This window comes from Streptococcus sp. CL9.43 (assembly GCF_049737935.1).
GTDB lineage: Bacteria > Bacillota > Bacilli > Lactobacillales > Streptococcaceae > Streptococcus > Streptococcus infantis_I.
The window spans coordinates 1-20,790 of sequence record NZ_JBKOTS010000003.1; the positions used below are offsets into that span (position 1 = coordinate 1).

Below are 20,790 nucleotides of genomic sequence, written 5' to 3' on the forward strand. Positions count from 1 at the left end.
CTGTCAACTAGTTTTTTTAAAATTAGTTGACAGAATTCTAGATTCACAAGTAGATGAGTAACTGATATTACAATTCAGCAATTTGATTCAAGTTTACTTCTGCTACTGTATCATTACCAAACATTGAAATAATCATTTTCACTTTGTTATTATCAATTTCAGTAATTTTTCCTGTGTAATCAGCAAAGGCACCATCAATGATTCGAACTGTTTGACCAACTTCAACATTGATATCGAATTCTTGAACCGTTTGTCCCATTGATACCAAGATATCTCTGATTTCTTGTTCCAAAAGTGGAGTTGGTTTAGATCTGTTCCCGTGTGAGCCGACAAATCCCGTAACGTTTGGTGTGTTACGAACTACAAACCAAGCTTCATCAGTCATAACCATTTCCACAAGGACATATCCTGGGAAGCGATTTTCTTCAACTTCTTTTTTCTTCCCATTTTTTTCAACTTGCACAGTTTGAGTTGGTATTTCCACACGTAGGATATTATCCAACATATTGTATGTTTGTGCACGTTGCAAGAGATTTTCTTTTACTTTATTTTCATAACCAGAATATGTTTGTAGGACAAACCATCCTTTATCAAAACTATCCATCTTTTTTTCCTTTCTTAATGGTAAACTTCTTTCAGCCTATTTATATTATCTTAAAAAATGTTAATGAATCGAATCAATCCGCTAACGATTAACTGGTCAAAAATATAAATGATGACAACAAAGAAGGCAGTATATTCCATGATAGATTTGAAATCTACCCAACTTTGTTTTCGAGTTGGCCAAGTTGTATCTTTAAGAAGTGTAAAGATATCCTTAATAAAACCCATTCTTATCTCCTATCTCGTTTCTCGATGTGTTGTGTATTTACCACAATGTTTACAAAACTTATTTACTTCTAAGCGAGTCGGTTTTGGATTCCCACTAATTTTAATTGAGTAGTTTCTTGAACCACAAACCGCACAGGCTAAACTTGCTTTTTTAAGTGCCATAGCGCCTCCATCCTATCTATTATAACAAGAATCCTTGTCTTTGACAAGTTAAATTGCACTCTGCATTTTCCTATTTTCAAAATAAAAAAGCCTAGGAATCATCCTAGACTCTATTTTACATTATTTACCAAGGTAGTATTCAGAAACTACGTTCAATTTTTCGTCAAATTCGAATACCAATGGTGGGAAGTTAGGGATTTCCACATCCATGATTTCGTCGTCTGACAAACCTTTGATGTGTTTTACAAGAGCACGAATTGAGTTACCGTGTGCACCTACGAATACGTTTTTACCATCTTTAAGTGCTGGAGCGATTTTATCTTCCCAGAATGGAAGGGCACGTTCCAAAGTCACTTTCAAGTTTTCAGCATCTGGAATTACTGAGTCATCAAGTGAAGCATAACGACGGTCAGTGTGAGCTGAGTACTCATCATCACGAGGCATTGCTGGAGGCAATACATCGTATGAACGACGCCAGATGTGAACTTGTTCATCACCAAATTGTTCAGCAGCTTCAGCTTTGTTTTTACCAGTCAAACCACCGTAGTGACGTTCGTTCAAGCGCCATGATTTTTCAACTGGAACCCAAAGTTGGTCAGATGCTTCAAGTGCAAGGTTAGTTGTTTTGATTGCACGTTTCAATACTGAAGTGTAAGCTTGGTCAAATTCAATACCAGCTTCTTTGATCAATTTACCAGCATCGATAGCTTGTTGAGTACCTTTTTCAGAAAGATCTACGTCAGCCCAACCTGTGAAAAGGTTAGCTTTGTTCCATTCAGACTCACCGTGGCGAGCGAAAACCAATTTTACCATTAGTTGGATTCTCCTTTTATTTTTCGAGGTTTCCCTCGTTTATCTATTCTATTTTACACAATTTTTCACAAAAAAGCTAGTTAAAATCAACGAAAAAGAGAAGAGCGCTTGAACTCTTCTCTTAGACAATCATTTATCCTTCAATTTTAAATTGTTTCAAGCTTGCTAGGTACAGAGCTCCACCAATCACAAGAACAATTCCACCAATCCATCCAAAGAAAGGAATCAAGGCAACTACAGAACCAACGATAAATAGAATCGATGGTGCTAGCGAAATACGTTTGTCATCCTTATAATAGACAAGTGAGAGAATTCCAAGAATGAGGGTCGCAATTTTCACCAATGAGAACACAATGAAAATAATCCCCAATACCACTCCTGCAAAATCTTCATCCTCAGAAATAGCTGCAAGAAAAATAATAAAAAATGGTAAGAAAGCCAAAATAGCTCCTGCAATAATACCAATAAATCCATCTACTTGTGCAAGTGTTTTTGTCTTCATAAATGTCTCCTTTTATTTTGATAAAGTATATTATACCATATTTTTATTAAAGTTTTAATTTTTAAAAAAATACAGGAGTAACTCCTGTATTTTTGTTAGACTATTTAGCTTCAAATCCTTCTGCTACTGCATCCGCAAAGTTTTCTTCAACGATGCTTGCACAGTGATCGCAGATAGTTGCATGGTAGCTACGTTCTGCTGTACTTGGGTCGATACGACGACAACGGTCACAAACTTCACCAGCCGCACGGTCAACTGTGAAGGCTACATCTTCAAAGGCCACTGCAGCTTCTGGAGCTGATCCTTCAGCGATGGTCAATTCAGAGACGATCAAGAGTTGGGCTACATTGCTATCAACAGCTCCAAGAAGAGTTTTCACTACTTCATTTGGATAAACTGTCAAGTGAGCTTCAAGTGATTTACCAATCACTTTTTCATTACGTGCTTCTTCCAAGGCTTTTTGAGCTTGTCCACGGAAGTCCATAAAGGCTGCCCATGTATCCAAGATTTCCTCTTGGTTGGCAAAAGTTTGAGCTTCTGGTAATTCTGATAATTGAACAAAGTCTTCTGTTTCAAACTCGAGATATGACCAGATTTCTTCTGCAGTGTGAGGAAGAATTGGTGTCAAGAGTTTGGTAATTTTCACAAGGATGTCATAGAAGACTGTTTGCATCTGACGGCGTTCGAGAGATTTTGCACCTTCGATATAGACAACATCTTTGGCAAAGTCAAGATAGAAAGCAGACAAATCAACGTTGATAAAGTTCACTAGGGCTTTATAGATTGTCAAGAATTCGAAGTTTGCATAAGCGTCACGAATGGTCTTAACAAGCTGATTAAAACGGATAGTCATGTACTTATCAACAGAACGAAGTTCTTCGTAAGCTACTGCATCTTCAGCTGGGTTAAAATCAGAAGTGTTAGCAATCAAGAAACGAAGGGTGTTACGGATCTTACGGTAAGTTTCAGAAACTTGACTCAAGATATCCATAGAGATACGTACGTCGTTGCTTGAATCAACACTTGTTACCCAGAGACGCAAGATTTCCGCACCAAATTGTTTTTCAACATCGCTTGGAGCAATGGTATTCCCAAGAGATTTAGACATCTTCTCACCTTTACCGTCAAGGGCAAAACCTTGCGACAAGATTTGTTTGTATGGTGCTACACCATGATTAGCCACAGATGTGATGAGAGATGAGTTGAACCAACCACGATATTGGTCAGAACCTTCTAGGTAGAGGTCTGCTGGATATTTAAGTTCGGGGCGATTAACTACGACACCATTCCATGATGAACCTGAGTCAAACCAAACGTCCATGATGTCTGTTTCTTTCTTGAACTCGCCATTTGGTGAACCTGGATGTGTAAATCCTTCTGGCAAGAGGTCTTTGGCATCACGTTCCCACCAGATGATTGAACCATGTTCTTCAAAGAGTTGAGCTACATGCTCGATGGTTTCAGCTGTCATGATTGGTGTACCATCTTCTGCGTAGAAGATTGGAAGAGGAACTCCCCAAGCACGTTGACGAGAGATGACCCAGTCACCACGGTCACGAATCATGTTGTAAAGACGGACTTTCCCCCATTCTGAGTGGAACTTGACTTTTTCAATTTCGTCCAAGATTTCTTGGCGGAATTTAGATACAGAGGCAAACCATTGAGGCACTGCACGCCAGATGATTGGTTTTTTCGTACGCCAGTCAAATGGGTAGGAGTGAGAGATTTCTTCTTGAGCAAGAAGTAAATCACCAAGTTTTTCAATAACCGTTGGCACAACCTTGTCGTAGAATTGACCTTCGAACTCTGCACCTGCATTGGCCATCATGATCCCGCGTTCGTTAACAGTCACAGCAACTTCAAGTCCGTTTGCAATACCGACATTGTAGTCATCCTCACCAAAACCAGGGGCTGTATGGACGATACCTGTACCGGAGTCTATTGTAACGTGATCACCAAGGATAACGAGTTCATCTACTGCTGTATCCCATGGGTGCTCTGTCACGATGTGATTCAATTCTGAACCACGGTAAGTAGCCAACACTTGAACATCTGCCCAGCCAAATTTTTCAGACAAACTGCTCAACAATTCTGAAGCGACCACAAACTTACGAGCTTCGCCAGCTGGTTGCACCAAGACGTAATCAATATCTGCACCGACTGTCAAACCGCGAGAAGCTGTGATGGTGAATGGAGTTGTTGTCCAAACGACGATATAAGTATCAGTGTCTAGAACACCTTTGCCATCTTTGACCTTATTGGCATAGTAAAGGGATGTTGAAACCAAGTCGTGGTATTCAATTTCCGCCTCAGCAAGGGCTGACTCTGATGACCATGACCAGTAAACAGGCTTCGCTCCACGGTAGATATAGCCTTTATTAGCCATTTCACCGAAGACACGGATTTGCGCTGCTTCATAGTCAGGAGTTAGTGTTACATATGGATTTTCCCAGTCACCAGAAACACCCAAACGTTTAAAGTCTTCGCGTTGTTTATCTACTTGAGACAGAGCGTATTCACGGCAAAGTTTCAAGTATTCAACAAGGTCCATTTCTTTGCGTTTAACACCTTGTTTTGCCAAAACTTGCTCAATTGGCAAACCATGAGTATCCCAACCTGGGATGTAAGGTGCATAAAAGCCTGACATAGACTTAGAACGAACAATGATATCTTTAGAGATCTTGTTCATGGCATGTCCTACGTGGATGTTCCCGTTGGCATACGGAGGACCATCATGAAGCGTGAAATGCGGTTTTCCTTCATTTAATTCTTGACGACGTTGATAAAGTTTAGCTTCATCCCATTCCTTTTGCCAAACTGGCTCTTTGGTCGGAAGACCAGCACGCATTGGAAATTCTGTTTTCCCAAGATTGAGGGTTTCTTTAAGTTTCATGTTTACTCCTTTAATGTAAATTGATAATATAAAAACCACGACTCGCAAAAAGGACGAAAATCGTGGTACCACCTTTGTTCGGAAAAAGACCTAGTCTCTTTCCCTCTTTTCCCGTAACGTGGGCAACGTCAAATCTTACTATTTTCAGATTTGATACTAAGAGAGGATAAATTTACCAACAGGGATTGTAGGACTTCCACCATCTCCTACTCGCTAGAAATTTGATTGATAAATTCTTGTTCTCTAATGAGATTCTTATAAAATTAGAACTGATTCTTGTTGAGTGTCTGCATCATCTTGAGGTCCTTCCTCATGTGCTGGCTCAACAGGAGTTTCAGCAGCTGGCTGAACTTCAACTTCAGTTGACTCTTCAGCAGCTTGTTCAGCCTCTAACAATTCTTTGTTAGCAGCTTCAATACGCGCTTGAAGTTCTGCAACTTCTTCTGGAGAAAATTGACGAGTCATGTCAATTGGTTCTTCATCATGATATGAAGATACATCTTCACCTAGAACCTCTTGGACGACTTCCTTGAATGCTTCGTCGCTCGTTTGAAGATAAGTTGCAGTCGGACGCAAAATTTCTTCCCAATCTGATGAATCAACAATAGCCAACTGACTTTCGATTGTTGATTTCAAACGTTGGTGGAAGACGCGACTCTTGTTCTTCAACTCTTCAGTTTCTACAGCAACTTTTTTTGCATTATCTGTTGCTTGTCGCAAAATTTCATTGGCTTTGTATTTTGCTTCATCAAGTAAACGTTGAGCATCTTGCTCAGCCTGCTTAATGATATTATTAGAACGGTCATTCGCAGCTTGTTTTACACGTTCAGCTGTGTCTTGGGCAATCAAAACTGACTGACTCAACGAATCTTTGATTTCGTCAAAATAAGATAGACGCTCTTCTAAATTTTTAATGTGCTGATCTTTTTCATGATTACTACGAACCAAATCTTCATAGTCACGAACAACAATATCTAAAAATTCATCAACTTCTTCACGGTTAAAACCTCTAAACTGAACACCAAAGGTTTTATCCTTAATTTCTAACGATGTAATTGGCATATTTTTCCTCACTTATTTAATAAAAAATAGAATCATGAATTGCTTCTGGTTCTTGCTCGTTTGTTACTGTTCTTTTAGGAATATCAGTCGTATAGTCGGAAAGACGTTCTTCTAGTTTTTTGATGTAGAGTTCAGTTTCCTCTTTGTTTCGGATTAATTCCTCTAATTCAAAATAAATCTTATCTAGAAATAGGTCAACTTCTTCCTGATCGTAGCCTCTGAATTTTCTTGAGAATTCTTTATCAGTAATTTCTTGTGGTGTAATCGACATGTTTATTCTCACTTGCTTAATAGTAGCTGGACTGTTAATTTTTTCTTATCCTTTTTGGTTTGACCGTTTTCTTTAAGTAAGATAATTCGACCAAAGCGTCTGACGCTGATTAAATCACCAATTTTTACCGGATAGTCCGATTTTTCAACTATATGATAGTTGACTTGAACCAACTTTTTTTCAACCATGGCCGAAGTTTGGGAACGAGATGATTTCAATATGCTAGATAAGAAGGTATCCAGACGAAGACTTGAAACCAAGACTTCTTTTTCTTGATAGTCATCTTTGGATTCTATCATATCTGAAAAAGGACGTTCTACTAAACTTACAGGCAACTTGGAAATCTTTTGAATTCCATCTTGGAAAAGAGTGGTAAATCTTCGATCGACAATAATTTGGGCTTTATCTTCTGTCACCAGAATGTCTCCGAATAACTTACGGTCAATACCTAATCGATTGAGAACTGTACCCAATATCTTTGAATGGGTCAGTTGCTGAAACTTGCTGGGATACACGATCTCAAGCAAGGTCATTTCAAAATCTTCCAAACTTGGCGTGAAGTAATCGGGCGCTAAAATAACCCTAGCGTATTCCGAAGAGATATAACTCGTACTAGAGAAGACTTTTATCCCTCTATTATTTCCTAAAGTTTCCAAGATAAATACTTGGTGAGGATTTATAAAAGGAGATAAAATCGGTGCATAGTGCTCCTCGACTTGATTCAACCATTCCAAGCCCTTATCGATGAATGGAATATCCTCCGTTGCGAAATGTTGGTAAAGTTCCTTGCTCATAATATGACTAGCAAATTGATAAGATAGCGACTAATCATGCGCAAGAGAATTAGAGCTATCCAAACAGAGAAATCCAAACCTGCGATTTGAAGAGGTAGACGTTTTAGAGGTTCAAGAATTGGTTTACACAAAGTCTCTAAAAATTTCCCCAACTGTGTGTTATAGGCATTTGGAAACCATGATAATAGAGCAAAAGCTACAAGTATCAGTGAATAGATATCTGTAGCATTTTGGATAAAACGAATTATTAGAAACATTAACGTACTCTATTTCTCTTCATGTCAAAGTCGTATTCTTCGCTTTGAGCTTCTTCAGGTAAACGAATATCTTCAATGTTTACCACAACACCAACAGGTGTCAAAAGATACATTGTGTTCGCTACTTTTCTTAACTCACCAGCAAGGACATGACGTGCTCCATCCAAGTAATCCAAACAACGACGAGCTTGAACTTCTGTCATATATTGGAAGTCAATCAAGATACTTTCATTTCCAGCCAACAAATCAACAATATCTGTTGCATCTTCATAACGACGTGGGTAACGAACATCGATGGTTACTTTTTCAGTAGAGTGATGGCTTTCAATTGCTAGTTGTTGCTGACGGGCATGAAGTTTTGTAATATTTTTCTCTTTTGTTTCGACTGAAGAAGAATCTTGAGCAGCAGCTTGCTTTGGCAATTCTCTTTTTTGAGGAACCGAAGCTAGTGAACGTTCAGGTTGTGCAGCTACAACTTCTGAAGCAACTTCATCTCCATCTTCTGTAAAGTAATCTATAAATTTATCAAATTTATCTTTTAATGACATGATTATTTCCTATTTAAAAAATGCTGTACCAATCCGAACAAAAGTTGAGCCACACTGAATCGCTTCTTTATAGTCACGGCTCATTCCCATACTTAGTTCTGTCATTGGCATATTGGGGAATTGTTGTTCACGAATGTATTGTTGCAACTCTTGCGTTTCTTTAAAGATTTTTTGCAACTCTTCTGTTTGGGCCTCAAAGGGAGCCATGGTCATGAGACCAACATACTCGATTTGATCCAAGCTAGACAAGTCGGGCAAGACTGTCAATAGTTCTTCTTTTGAAAAACCATGCTTGCTTTCCTCTCCAGAAATATTGACCTGCAAAAAACATTTAACTGTTCGATCGGCACGTTTTTGAATCTCTTGAGCTAATTTCAAAGAATCTAAAGCGTGAAAATAATCAACAAAAGGAATAACATCCTTGACTTTTCTTCTTTGTAAGCTACCAATCAAGTGCCAAGTAACATCTTTATCACTTAAAGCATGATACTTTTCAAGAAATTTGTCAACACGGTTTTCACCGATGTGTTTGACTCCTTGGTCAATCAAATTTGCTGCAGTTGCAATATCAACATATTTTGTTACGGCAATTACAGAAACCGAACCGTCTTCACGGCCGGTTTCTTGAATTGCTTTTGTAACCTGTTGAAATACCTGATTTGTATTTTCTTTTAAATCCATCTCTATTAACGGTTTTTAAAGAATGGTGGTGTTTCCAACTCATCTTCGTCAGAAGATGGTGCTTCAAAACGCTCAACTGGTGATACGACTGACTCACCTTGACGAACAATTGAATCACGTCTCAAGTCCCAATCACCAAAAGCTGATGCTTTAGGCGCTTCAGTGTGACGTTGTGAAGGAGTTGGAAGTTCAGCTGTTTCTGCCAAATCAAAATGGCGGTCATAAGTGTGTGTATGTCCAGATTTTACTGGTTCACGGAATGACGCTTGTCTTGGTTGTGGCGCTACAACTTTTTCGACTGCATCTTGACGAACTCCAGTAGCAACAACAGTTACACGGATTTCATCTTTCATTGATTCATCAATAGAAGTACCGAGCCAGATATTTACGCCATGTCCAGCAGCTTGATTGACGATTTCAGAAGCTTCTTCCGCTTCAATCAAAGTCATATCCAAACCACCAGTTACGTTAACGATAACATCTTCTGCTCCATCAATAGTTGTTTCAAGAAGTGGTGAGTAGATAGCTTTACGAGCCGCTTCAATAACGCGCTCTTCTCCGCTACCGATACCAATACCCATAAGGGCATTTCCTTTATTGGCCATTACTGTCTTCACGTCTGCGAAGTCCAAGTTGATCAAACCAGGATTTGTAATCAAATCTGTAATTCCTTGAACACCTTGACGAAGAACGTTATCTGCTTCAGACAAAGCTTCAAGAAGTGGAGTTTTCTTGTCAACAATTTCTAATAAATTGTTGTTTGAGATAATCAAGAGAGTATCAACATGTTCGCGAAGTTCGTTGATCCCTTGGGCTGCGAATTGGCCACGTTTGCTTCCTTCGAAACCGAATGGACGTGTCACAACACCGACAGTCAAAGCACCTAAACCTTTAGCGATACGAGCGATAACTGGTGCAGCACCTGTACCAGAACCACCACCCATACCAGCAGTGATGAAGACCATATCTGCACCACTGATAGCTTCAGTAATCGCTTCTTCGCTTTCTTCAGCAGCCTTACGACCAACTTCAGGCTGTCCTCCAGCACCAAGTCCGCGAGTTAATTTTGGACCAAGTTGGATAACTGTTTCAGCTTTTGTACTGCTCAAGGCTTGTACATCTGTGTTGGCTGCGATGAACTCAACACCTGAAACGCCTTCGTCAACCATGCGGTTAATGGCGTTTCCACCGCCACCACCGACACCAATTACTTTAATTACTGCACCTTGTGCTGCTGCTGTATCAAATGAAAATGTCATATTTTATTCCTCTATCCTATTCATCAAACATGCTTCCGATTAAGCTACGGAATCGCTCAGTTAATTTTGGTTTTTCTTCTGATTGATTTGGAGTTGCTGATTCAGCAGTATAAGTTGGTTCTACTGATTCAGTTGAAGTTGTACCAAACACTGAACGTTGAGAAGCTGCAGGTTTTTCCTGACTTGAAGTTCTGAAATCAATTGGTTGTTGACGTAGAACTTGATCTCCTCTGATAGCTCTTTGAGCCAAAACATTCACTTCTGTAAGACTTCCAGCAAATTCTGACAAACTAATCACATGAGCAAATGCAGGATTGCGGATACCTACTTGGTTTGGAACATAAAGTTTCACACGAACTCCAAGTACTTCTTGGGCAAGCTCAACGATACCTGGCAGAATAGCATTCCCACCAATCAGAGCAATACCTCCTGGCAAGTCCAACAAATGTCTTCTTTCCAAATCTTGTTTGATTTGTTCAAAGATGTGTTTCAATCTAGCTGAAATAATTTGAGCCAAGTATTCTTCTGTAACTTCAACAGGTTCTACTTCACCAATCACTTCAACTTGGAAAGTTTCTTTGCTTGCAAGTTGCGGATAAGCTTCACCGTAGTTAAGTTTCAAACCTTCTGCAATCTTTTTAGAAGTTTTAAGAACTTTTGAAATGTCTTTAGTGACGTAATCGCCACCTTCTTGGTAAACATTTGTGTATTGAAGTTCTTGATTACGGATAGTAGCAACACTTGTTTGGCCACCACCCATATCAATAACAGTCGCTCCAAACTCACGTTCACCTTCGTTAAGAACAGAGTTTACAATTGCAAGTGGTGAAATAATCACATTATCAACTTGAACTCCAACACGTTCTACAGTTTTACGAAGGTTGTGAAGAATGGTTCTTGGACCTGTATAGAGAAGCCCACGCATTTCCAAACGAACACCCATCATACCACGTGGGTCACGAATACCTTGGAAACCGTCTACTACAAATTCTTCTGGCACAAACGTAATCACTTCACGATCAGGTGTCATGCTCTTAGTCAAAGCGGATTTGACAACATTCTCAACATCTTGATCTGTAATTTCTTTTGTATCTGATGTTACAGGAATCATTCCTTGAGTTGGTTCCACTTGCAATAAGTTTGCTGGAAGTCCAACGTTTACTGATTTGATTGAAATTCCTGCTTTTTCTTCTGCTTGAGAAATAGCAGATTTAATAGCCGTTGCTGCGGCTTCGATGTCAACGATAATCCCATCCTTGACACCTTTACTTTTGGCGTTACTAACACCGATTACATTTACTTCACCATCTACAAGCTCAGCAACTAACACTTTAATTGAGCTTGTTCCAATATCTAAGCCTGTAAAAAAACCATTTCTAGTCATTACATTGCGTCCTCTCTATCTTCCAAGTTTCACACTTTGATTTTTTAACAGCTACAAGAAGGCATAGCTATTCACAGAATATTATATCACAAAAATCCGATTCGTGCCTAATTTTTTGTGATTTTATAGCATCTTTTTGAAGAAAAAAAGGTAAAAATTTCTTAAAATGAAACTTTATTATAAAACTTAATTTAAAAATAATACTAAAATGTGTCAAATTATTATCAATTGGATTAAAGTTTGCTTTTTCTAACTGCGGGGAGCCTCTTTTTTTGATCTTGTTTTTTACGTAACTTTCAGCTGTTATTTTTGAAATTATTCGTTTTTTAGAAATGTGTCCTAAAGTAACTAATTACAGAACAATAAAAAGAAGCTAGGGTTTCTAACTTCTTTTAAAGGCTCAACTGTTTTAATGCAGTACGTAAATAATATCCTTCTCGAATCTCTTTTCCTACACGCTTGGTGTTTTCTAATAGAGTCTGGTAGTCATCTAAAGTTAACTCCTCTATTACTCGCGACAAGTCATGTAGTGACTCGACTGCGACACCACACTCTTTCTCTAGAACAAAATGAGAGAGAGCTGACTGCTTCCACACTACAAGCGGGAATCCAGATGCCAAGTAAAGGGATGCCTTGTGAGAGTTGTTGTAGCGAAGGTACTCACCAAAAACTCCACTACAGGTTTCAGCACTATCCCCATCCCATACGAGTCCAAATCCACCCTCAAGGGCTACAGGAAGCTCGTCAGGCAAGAAAGAACCAAAGTAAGTTTCATTCTCTAAAGCTCTACTCTCATCAAAACCTACACCATAGAGGTTATAGACTGGCGCTTCTGGAAGAGTATAAAGATAACCGGCTTTTTCCTGGGCCAAATTACCTGCCACAATCATCGGCTGGTCTTTTGTTTGACCGCTCTTCTCTTGGAAATCTGGAATCAGATAGTCGAAAATGCCAAGGCTGACAATCTTATCTGCCACAATTCCTTTATCCACCAAAACAGACTTCATAATTGGATTATGGGCGATAATACCATCAGCTGTTTTGAGAAAACTTGCTTCTTGAAGGTACATCCGAATTCTGTGTTTTAAAGGAAGTGAGGTCATGTTGGCATGGCGGAGGACTTCTAGGTCATGAATCAAAAGATAGACTTTAATCCCTCTTTTTTGCACTTTTTTGACCAAATGGGTGGAAAAAAAGCTATGGTGAAGCATTGGAAACTGGATCAACAACTCATCTCCTTGCTTTAGTTGATCCAAGGCTTGTCCAAAAGCCTTTGCCTTATGGCGTTGAGCCGCAAGGGTACTCATTTGATACCAATTGACGACGGACAAGACCAAAGGGTGATAGCCTTCTTCTTTCACAATACTTTCTACGTCATTGCGCGCTTTATTTCCCGCATTCTTTGCGTTGACATCATGCAGGAATTCTTCTTTTAAGTAGTATTTCATAGATTATTGTTTCTTTCAGTCAAACTCATTTGCTACGACTTCTAAGGCACGCTCAATGACCACATGCATATCATAGTATTTATAATCTGCCAAGCGACCACAGAAGATAACCTTGTCATTTTTGGCTGCTTCTTCTTGATACTTGGCAAACACGGCATTGTTTCTCTCATCATTGATTGGATAATATGGCTCATCTCCACGTTTCCAATCAGCTGGATATTCACGAGTGATAACCGTCTTTGGTTGAGTACCATACTCAAAGTGTTTATGCTCAATAATACGAGTATAAGGAATTTCACGTTCTGTGTAGTTAACAACTGCGTTTCCTTGATAGTTTTCCTCATCCAGAACTTCGTGTTCAAAACGAAGACTACGGTATTCTAACTCACCATGTTTATAATCAAAGTATTGGTCAATCATCCCTGTAAAGACAACCTTTTCAGCAGAAGCCTCTAATTCTTGACGATTGGCAAAAAAGTCAACGCCAAGTTCTACTTCTACATCCTTCAGCATATTTTCGATGATAACGTTATAACCCCCAATTGGAATCCCCTGGTAACGGTCGTTAAAGTAGTTGTTATCAAAGGTCAAACGCACTGGAAGGCGCTTGATGATAAATGGAGGAAGGTCTGTTGCAGAACGTCCCCATTGCTTTTCTGTATAACCCTTGATCAATTTTTCATAGATATCCGGACCAATCAACTTGATGGCTTGTTCTTCCAAGTTTTTCGGCTCAATATCTTTCATATCAGCCGTTTGCTGGGCAATCTTATCCTTGACTTCTTGTGGTGTCTTAGTTCCCCACATAGCGTAGAAGGTATTCATATTAAATGGAAGATTGTAAAGACTTCCCTTATAGTTAGCTACTGGTGAATTGATATAGTTATTAAACTCCCCGAATTGATTAACATAATCCCAAACCTTTTTATTGGAAGTATGGAAAATGTGGGCACCATACTTGTGAACATTGATACCTTCAACCTCTTCACAATAGATATTCCCACCAATGTGATCACGTTTGTCAATCACTTTTACTTTTTTGCCACGTTTTGTAGCTTCGTGTGCAAAGATTGCTCCAGACAAACCTGCACCTACAATTAAATAGTCATACATATTAAATTAAAACTCCGTTAATGAACTTTACATTTCTTATTATTGCCGACTCAGGATCAGCAAAAGTTAGTTGTTTTTTAGAAAGGTATCATATCATGTATTAGACCCACCTAAAATCTAGTATTAGAGCTAGGTCTCATTTATTGCAATAATATCATTTGATTTTTTTTTGCTAAAAGTATTTGTTGTAAATAGTAAAAACATGAATATATTATATGTAGGAACAAACCAGAAGGCTTCAATCATACAGTTAAAAGCAATCAATGATAAAATCGCAACTAATAAATATTGACCATCCTTATACTGTTTCTTTGAGGCGACAACATAAATTATTATCAATAGAACTACAGGCACTATTCCATATGTAAATAACATCTGCACATAAGAGGAATCTACATAGTTATACCCTATTACAGATTCTGTTTTTCCACCTGATCCTATAAATTGAACGTTTCTCGTCCCAAATAGATGGACTCCAAATGTATCAAATGCATTCCTACCTAGAGCTAGCCTTCCCGTGATTAATTTGTTTATCGATACCAAAAATGGATTAGACCAAGAAAACTTGTATGACAAATAGGTAACAGTTGATGCAAATACAACAGCCGAATAAGGCAACAAGGCAAATATTTTTAGTTTTTTCCCATTGCTATAATAAAAATAAATGAAAATAACTGTCGCTAACAAAATTGACAAAGCATTTAAACGTGCATCGCAGTATTTTATAATAAAAGCTGATAGCAAGACACCAAACAGAGATCTGGTCCATATAAATTTATCTTTTAAAAGATAAGAAATTGCTAAAAATAGATAGAAGCAATGTGATGCAAAATCCGTAGGATAAATAAACCCAAACGAATTTCGAATAACTCCCGCACGATTATATTGCAAGTTAGGAACCATGCCAACCAGCGATAAAAGAAAAACACCAACTACGAGAATACCAGCTACAACTACATAGTTCCTCAAAACTACTTTCATATCTACATTAACCAAGAGAACTAGTAGCATCGAATAGACTAGAAAATTAAGTCTGTTCGTTTGAAAATACACTAAAACCCCCGAAAGCAACAATAGAATAGAAAGTATTAGATATTTGTATGAGACCCGCATTTTATACAAAAAACGAAGCCCTAAAAGCAATACAACCAAAAATAGGAAATTTACTTTGACTTGAAAAAAAGTCCTATCCAGCATCGTAGTTGATATGGTATTAAAAAATACCACTACAGATACAACAATGCTGACTAGTAGGTTTTCAAATTTAATTTTTATCATATTTTTTGAAAAAGAATCATACAGAGTGAATGATAAGAAAAAGAAATATGGAATTGAATGAGAAAAAATAATATTTCTTTAATCTTCTAGTTCACTTATACTCTTCTATCCTCCCTTTCCTAACTATTTTATCAACCAAAGCGAATTTAATCTATACAAGAGTTCATTTTACAATAAGACTATAAGCTACTGAAATTTTTATTTATTCCTTTCAATTTCACTTATTCAATAACTGCTGTTTCAACTCTTTTGGACTAATTACCTTTAAGAATAGTATTTGAAAAATGTAAAGTATCGCTCCTATTGTAGCAAATACCATAACATTTATAACAGGCGTAAAATTCACTGTAGTTTTTACAACGAATAGTACACCGTACATAAGAGCTGATGCTCCTATAATTTTAAAAGTCGAAGCTAGAAGAGGCACTTCCTTTAAATAGTTTCTTGTAAAATACAGTTGAATAGCCCATACTAAGGCTTCTGTTAATACAGAAACAATGGCTGCTCCGATATAACCTAATTTAGGTAGTAATAATAAATTTAAACCGACACTCACAATAGCTGGAATAGTTGTCGAAATCATAAATTCTTTATTTTTATTATGTGGAATCAAGATTTGAATACCCATAATATTTGTCCAGCCAATAAAGAACATTCTAAAAATCATAATTGCTATCGCATATTTAGCATCTTGGAAATCCTGTCCTAAGAAAAATTGCACGAAATCATCATTAACAATTAACATTCCTGCTATTATAGGAAAAATGACTAAATTGTATATTAAGAAAGACATCTGATGCATTTTGTTTACAGCCTTGTGATCTCCAGTTGATAGGAGATTGGCAACACGAGGAAGCATTACGCTTCCTAACGAAGTCACTAGTGTAAGCAAAATATTGACCAATTTTAAGGCTTGGTCATAAATTCCGACGTCTTTAGTCGAAGCTAATGCCCCTAGCATAGTACGATCCAAAGTAACATATAGCGAAATAGCTATTTGCGGCAAAAACAAGAGAACAACTGGTTTCAAGTGTTGTTTAGCATAGGACCAATCAAAATGTGGTTTCCCGATAAATTCTCTAGCTGGCAACCACATACTAAACTGCCCCAATAATTCAAATATTGTTAGCAAAAACACATAAAGATATAAATCATTTGCTGATTTTACAAATAAGAAAATTGAAATAACACCGACCAGTTTAACAGTAATATTTCTAACTGTTATCTTGCGAAAATCCTCTAACCCTTGAAATAACCAAGAGATATCCATCCCCTTAGATACCAGACTCAAGCCCAAAATATATGCAACGGGATTTTGCATAAATGACAAGGACAGACATAAGAGAATGTATAAGCATATCGACAGAATGGTCGCACCAAATTGCAAGGTGTATATGCCCCAAAAGTTTTTTCTGATATCTTTACGATGGCCTGAAATTTCTTTTGTACCATAATTGGCCACGCCCAATGTCGCCAATAAAATAAAGTAGGTTACAATGGAATTGAAATAACCATAAGTACCTAAATCAGTTGAACTAAATACCCTAGTTACATAAGGTGTTGTTATAATAGGAAGAATTATCACTAGTAGCTGGTAAGAGAGATTATATGCATAATTTTTTAAAACCTTCATTCTTACCTAACTCATCTTCTCTCTAATTTTTTCATACAGTTTTGGAGAAACCAAAAGCATCAAGTATTTCACTTTATTTTTCCTTGTAACATTTGAATTCAGAATAACATCTTTGAAATATTGAATGTATTCTTTTCTAATTTTATTAACTTCAGCATACATATCTGAACTAAGCATAGCATGTACAATATGCAGACCATTAAAGACGTAGCGGACGTTTAAAGCTCTTCTCATTTCCTTATCATTAGGATAGTCTCGTTCGATATAACTTCTATTCCATTCCATGGCCTTGTAAAAATCTAAGAGACGATCACTATACTTAGAATTTACAATACTTCCTGGTCTTCGATAGTATTTATATAGATTAATGTCTCCTACCGCAATGTGTTTACAAGAAGCAATATGCTCGTAAGCTATTGCTAAGTCTTCGTAAAGCATTCCTTTAGGATAAGGGAAACGTGACAGAATCGTCTTCTTATAAAGTTTCCCACCCGAATGAGTCCCTACACGATTTCCATAGAACATCTCTTTTAAGGCTGTATAGCGATCTAATTTTTCAGAAGATTTCTCCGTTAAAGAGCCAGAGAAATCTTTAGATTCATAATCTCGAACTTCAATTACTGGAGTTGCTACTAGTTCAACTCCGTATTTATCTCTAAGTCCTACTAAATATTCTACAGTTCTTTTATCGTAATAATCATCTGAATCAACAAAGATAATCCAATCAGTTGAGGCTTCTTTAACTCCTGTATTTCGAGCATTGGATATTCCTCCATTTTCAATATGGAGTACTCGTACACGCTCATCTTCTTGAGCATGTTGATCACAGATTTCTCCAGAAGCATCTGTCGAACCATCGTCTACCAGTATAATTTCTATATTTTTATAAGTCTGTTGTCTTAAACTGTCTACACAATAACTTAAACAATCTTCGACATTGTATACTGGTACAACAATAGAAACCTTATCCATTATGCCTATCCTTCCAAAATGATATCGACGATTCTTTCACAAGCTTTTCCATCTCCATAAGGATTGCTTGCCTTACTCATCTTGTTGTATTCTGCTTCATCTTTCAAAAGTAGTTTAAAATTCGTATAAATATTTTCTTCTTCTGTTCCTACCAATTTCAAAGTTCCTGCCGCAATCCCTTCAGGACGTTCTGTGGTATCACGCATGACTAAAACTGGTTTCCCTAAAGATGGAGCCTCTTCCTGAACACCGCCAGAGTCTGTTAAAATCATATAGCTTTGGTTCATAAAATTATGGAAATCAATAACTTCTAAAGGTTCAATGATTTTCATGCGTTCATTATCCCCAAAGACTTTACTTGCCAACTCACGAACCTTAGGGTTTTTATGAATTGGGTAAACAACTTTTACATCTTCAAATTCATTTAAAATACGATTAACAGCATTAAACATATTTTCCATTGGTTGCCCAAGATTTTCACGTCTGTGAGCTGTCAGCATAATTAACTTACTGTCCTTAGCCCATTCTAAAATTGGGTGGTCGTAATTTTCCTGAACAGTTGTCTTCAAAGCATCAATAACGGTATTCCCAGTCACAAAGATATTTTTTCTTCCTTCTTTCAGAAGATTCTCCTTGGCCGTTTCTGTTGGTGCAAAATGATAATCCGCAATAATAGAAGTTGTTTGACGATTAAACTCCTCAGGAAAAGGGCTCTGGAGATTATAAGTTCGCAACCCTGCTTCCACGTGCCCAACTTTTATTCCCATGTAAAAGGCAGCCAAAGCTGTGGCAAATGTTGTGCTGGTATCCCCATGTACCAGAACAATATCAGGCTTTTCTTGTTCAAGAACTGCTTGAATCTTGTCTAGAATACTAGTCGTAATTGTAAAGAGAGTTTGATTGGCCTTCATAATCACCAAATCATAATCTGGAACGACCTTAAAGACATCTAAAACTTGCTCCAGCATTTCTTTGTGTTGGCCAGTTACACAGACAATAGTCTTAATTGAATCATTTTTCTTCAACTCATTTACTAATGGACACATTTTTATTGCTTCTGGACGTGTCCCAAAAACCAACATTACTTTTTTCATTTTGGTTCTCCCTGTATCTCTCTATACAACGCTCGATAATTTTCTAAAAACATAGGATAACTAAATTTTTCGTCATAGGTTTTTTTGGCTTGGAAAGCTAGACTATTTCTTAATGCTACATCTGTTGCTAATTTGTTTATAGCACCAGCTAGGGCAATCGGATCTTTTACTGGGACTAAGATTCCATTTTCATTTGTAACAACTTCGTTTAATCCCGGTATATCCGTGGCAACTAAGGTTTTGCTATTCATAAATGCCTCAATGGCAACTAAGCCAAATCCTTCAAATACTGAAGGCAAAACACAAAAATCAAAACTGTTGATACATTCCACAATATCCTTACGATATCCTAAAAATGTTACCGAATCTTGAAGATGAAGCTCTTTAACCTTATTCTCAAGTTCATTTCTAAGCTCACCATCACCAACGATAAACAATCGAATATCCTTAACGGTCAGTAGAGACATTGCATCAAGGAGATAAGTCAAGCCTTTTTGTTCAGATAGTCTAGCAATACAGCCAAGTTTAATCCCATCATAACTTATGATCTCATCGACCTGCTCATCCGTTTCTTTTAAAACGACTCCATTATAAATAACCCGGCTATCAGTAATGCCTACGTCTTCTTTTAAGTTTTTATTTACAGCTTCTCCCACAGCTATACTTTTTGCATTTCCTAAAGCAAATTTATATAGAGGTAATTTATCTTTGAAGACATTGTGGGCAGTATAAACGTGTTTTAATTTTGAATTAAAAAGCTTTAATAAACGGATATAAAAAGCAGCCATACGATGATGAGTATGAACTATAGTAATCTCATTATTTTTGATAATCTGGTGAATAGAATATAGAAGCTTTAATACTGTCAGTGGATTTTTACTATCAATATCTAAAATTTTATGATGTTGAATACCTTTAGCAGCAAGATCGCTCTCCCAAATTCCACCTGTAGATGCGACATGAACACTGTCAAACTCATCTTTCAAATCTGAGCTCAACTGGTAAACAATACGCTCTGCACCACCGATATCCATGGTACGTGAAATATGTAAAATATTATTTTTTTGATTTTCGTTTTTCATCTAAAACTCGCTTAATAAAAGTGGCATTCCCTACAAAATAACGTTTAAAGAGACGTTTAGGTTCATTTGCCACTCGGAACAGCCATTCAAGATGCACATTTTGCATCCAGAGAGGAGCTCGTTTAATATGGCCAGATAAAACGTCAAAGCTACCTCCAACTCCCATAAATACCGAATTTACACCATGATCCATGAACTTTTGGATAATGTATTCTTTCTTAGGAGAGGTAATCCCGACAAAAACAAAATCCGGATTTTTTGCTCGAATATCTTCTTGAATGCCATATTCATCTTCTTCAGAAAAATAACCATTACGATGTCCAAGGACTCGTAAATTTGGATAATCTTTCTTAAAGATTTCCAACATATCTATTAAAACTTCTTCCTTGGCACCAAAAAAATAAACCGAATATGACTTTTCATTGGCTAAATGGAGCAACTTTTGCATCAAATCAATCCCAGCAACTCTCTCAGGAACTTGATAACCCAAAAAGCGAGAAGCTAGAACAACTGAAGCTCCATCTGCATTAATGATCTCAGAATCGTTCACTATCTTTTTAATCGATTCATCTATCTGACATTGATTAATTTTGTCTGCGTTCACCCCCATTAGATGGAGTGGGCGTTGCTCAAGAACAAATTTTTCAACAGCTTGGACAGTTTCGTCCATTGTTAAGGGGTCAATTCTGACCCCCATTAAATCAAAACTATTC

The 20,790-nt window shown here is 37.4% G+C and carries 22 protein-coding genes, 1 pseudogene and 1 other annotated feature; all 23 genes and pseudogenes read right to left on the reverse strand.

From position 1 onward, the window contains the following. Positions 1–67 precede the first annotated feature (67 nt). Complete coding sequence (nusG, locus tag ACLNCS_RS05310) at positions 68–604, reverse strand: transcription termination/antitermination protein NusG (protein WP_004254102.1); 537 nt, start codon at positions 602–604, stop codon at positions 68–70. Positions 605–654: 50 nt separating this feature from the next. Then, positions 655–831: a preprotein translocase subunit SecE gene (secE, locus tag ACLNCS_RS05315; protein ID WP_004254104.1), complete on the reverse strand. Its 177-nt coding sequence runs from the start codon at positions 829–831 to the stop codon at positions 655–657. A 9-nt stretch (positions 832–840) separates the two neighbouring features. After that, positions 841–993, reverse strand: coding sequence for a 50S ribosomal protein L33 (gene rpmG, locus ACLNCS_RS05320; protein ID WP_001809375.1), 153 nt, complete (start codon positions 991–993; stop codon positions 841–843). Positions 994–1,113: 120 nt separating this feature from the next. Further along, complete coding sequence (locus tag ACLNCS_RS05325; RefSeq protein ID WP_070679035.1) at positions 1,114–1,806, reverse strand: phosphoglycerate mutase; 693 nt, start codon at positions 1,804–1,806, stop codon at positions 1,114–1,116. Positions 1,807–1,939: 133 nt separating this feature from the next. Next, the gene (locus ACLNCS_RS05330; protein ID WP_070679033.1) at positions 1,940–2,308 is read right to left on the reverse strand and encodes a hypothetical protein; all 369 of its coding nucleotides are present in this window, start codon (positions 2,306–2,308) and stop codon (positions 1,940–1,942) included. A gap of 100 nt (positions 2,309–2,408) precedes the next feature. Next, positions 2,409–5,201, reverse strand: coding sequence for an isoleucine--tRNA ligase (gene ileS / locus ACLNCS_RS05335; protein WP_424847632.1), 2,793 nt, complete (start codon positions 5,199–5,201; stop codon positions 2,409–2,411). Positions 5,202–5,247: 46 nt separating this feature from the next. Then, positions 5,248–5,460, reverse strand: a binding site (T-box leader). Beyond that, a complete protein-coding gene (locus ACLNCS_RS05340) occupies positions 5,457–6,263 on the reverse strand; it encodes a DivIVA domain-containing protein (RefSeq protein ID WP_424847634.1) in 807 nt (268 codons plus the stop codon). It overlaps the preceding feature by 4 nt. 16 nt (positions 6,264–6,279) lie before the next feature. After that, positions 6,280–6,534: a DivIVA domain-containing protein gene (locus ACLNCS_RS05345; protein ID WP_004254113.1), complete on the reverse strand. Its 255-nt coding sequence runs from the start codon at positions 6,532–6,534 to the stop codon at positions 6,280–6,282. An 8-nt stretch (positions 6,535–6,542) separates the two neighbouring features. After that, entirely contained in the window at positions 6,543–7,328 is a 786-nt protein-coding gene (locus tag ACLNCS_RS05350; RefSeq protein ID WP_414256274.1) for an RNA-binding protein, read from the reverse strand. Continuing rightward, a complete protein-coding gene (locus ACLNCS_RS05355; protein WP_004254129.1) occupies positions 7,325–7,585 on the reverse strand; it encodes a YggT family protein in 261 nt (86 codons plus the stop codon). Before ACLNCS_RS05355 ends, ACLNCS_RS05350 begins: the two co-directional genes overlap by 4 nt. Further along, on the reverse strand, positions 7,585–8,133 hold the full coding sequence (locus ACLNCS_RS05360) for a cell division protein SepF (RefSeq protein ID WP_004254130.1): 549 nt from the start codon (positions 8,131–8,133) through the stop codon (positions 7,585–7,587). The genes ACLNCS_RS05355 and ACLNCS_RS05360 overlap by 1 nt, the downstream gene beginning before the upstream one ends. A 9-nt stretch (positions 8,134–8,142) precedes the next feature. After that, positions 8,143–8,814, reverse strand: a complete 672-nt coding sequence (locus tag ACLNCS_RS05365) for a YggS family pyridoxal phosphate-dependent enzyme (RefSeq protein WP_049495979.1) — start codon at positions 8,812–8,814, stop codon at positions 8,143–8,145. A 5-nt stretch (positions 8,815–8,819) separates the two neighbouring features. Further along, a complete protein-coding gene (gene ftsZ, locus ACLNCS_RS05370) occupies positions 8,820–10,073 on the reverse strand; it encodes a cell division protein FtsZ (protein ID WP_424847638.1) in 1,254 nt (417 codons plus the stop codon). A gap of 16 nt (positions 10,074–10,089) precedes the next feature. Next, positions 10,090–10,275 (reverse strand): cell division protein FtsA C-terminal domain-containing protein, encoded by a 186-nt coding sequence (locus ACLNCS_RS05375; RefSeq protein WP_424847961.1) that lies wholly within the window; start codon positions 10,273–10,275, stop codon positions 10,090–10,092. Further along, positions 10,266–11,457: pseudogene (ftsA, locus tag ACLNCS_RS05380) on the reverse strand (cell division protein FtsA); the annotation flags it as partial. The gene ACLNCS_RS05375 and the pseudogene ftsA, both read right to left, overlap by 10 nt. 392 nt (positions 11,458–11,849) lie before the next feature. After that, positions 11,850–12,905 carry a galactofuranosyltransferase gene (locus tag ACLNCS_RS05385; protein WP_424847640.1) on the reverse strand — a complete coding sequence of 352 codons (1,056 nt, stop codon included), beginning with the start codon at positions 12,903–12,905 and terminating at the stop codon, positions 11,850–11,852. A gap of 15 nt (positions 12,906–12,920) precedes the next feature. Next, positions 12,921–14,018: a UDP-galactopyranose mutase gene (gene glf, locus ACLNCS_RS05390; RefSeq protein ID WP_424847642.1), complete on the reverse strand. Its 1,098-nt coding sequence runs from the start codon at positions 14,016–14,018 to the stop codon at positions 12,921–12,923. A gap of 129 nt (positions 14,019–14,147) precedes the next feature. After that, entirely contained in the window at positions 14,148–15,296 is a 1,149-nt protein-coding gene (locus ACLNCS_RS05395) for a polysaccharide polymerase (protein ID WP_424847644.1), read from the reverse strand. 217 nt (positions 15,297–15,513) lie between these two features. Further along, positions 15,514–16,929, reverse strand: coding sequence for a flippase (locus ACLNCS_RS05400; protein WP_424847646.1), 1,416 nt, complete (start codon positions 16,927–16,929; stop codon positions 15,514–15,516). A gap of 6 nt (positions 16,930–16,935) precedes the next feature. Beyond that, on the reverse strand, positions 16,936–17,901 hold the full coding sequence (locus tag ACLNCS_RS05405; RefSeq protein WP_424847648.1) for a glycosyltransferase family 2 protein: 966 nt from the start codon (positions 17,899–17,901) through the stop codon (positions 16,936–16,938). 5 nt (positions 17,902–17,906) lie between these two features. Beyond that, positions 17,907–18,995, reverse strand: a complete 1,089-nt coding sequence (gene wecB / locus ACLNCS_RS05410; RefSeq protein ID WP_424847650.1) for a non-hydrolyzing UDP-N-acetylglucosamine 2-epimerase — start codon at positions 18,993–18,995, stop codon at positions 17,907–17,909. Then, a complete protein-coding gene (locus tag ACLNCS_RS05415) occupies positions 18,992–20,077 on the reverse strand; it encodes a glycosyltransferase family 4 protein (RefSeq protein ID WP_424847652.1) in 1,086 nt (361 codons plus the stop codon). Before ACLNCS_RS05415 ends, wecB begins: the two co-directional genes overlap by 4 nt. Next, on the reverse strand, positions 20,052–20,774 hold the full coding sequence (locus tag ACLNCS_RS05420; protein WP_424847963.1) for a WecB/TagA/CpsF family glycosyltransferase: 723 nt from the start codon (positions 20,772–20,774) through the stop codon (positions 20,052–20,054). The genes ACLNCS_RS05415 and ACLNCS_RS05420 overlap by 26 nt, the downstream gene beginning before the upstream one ends. Positions 20,775–20,790 lie beyond the last annotated feature (16 nt).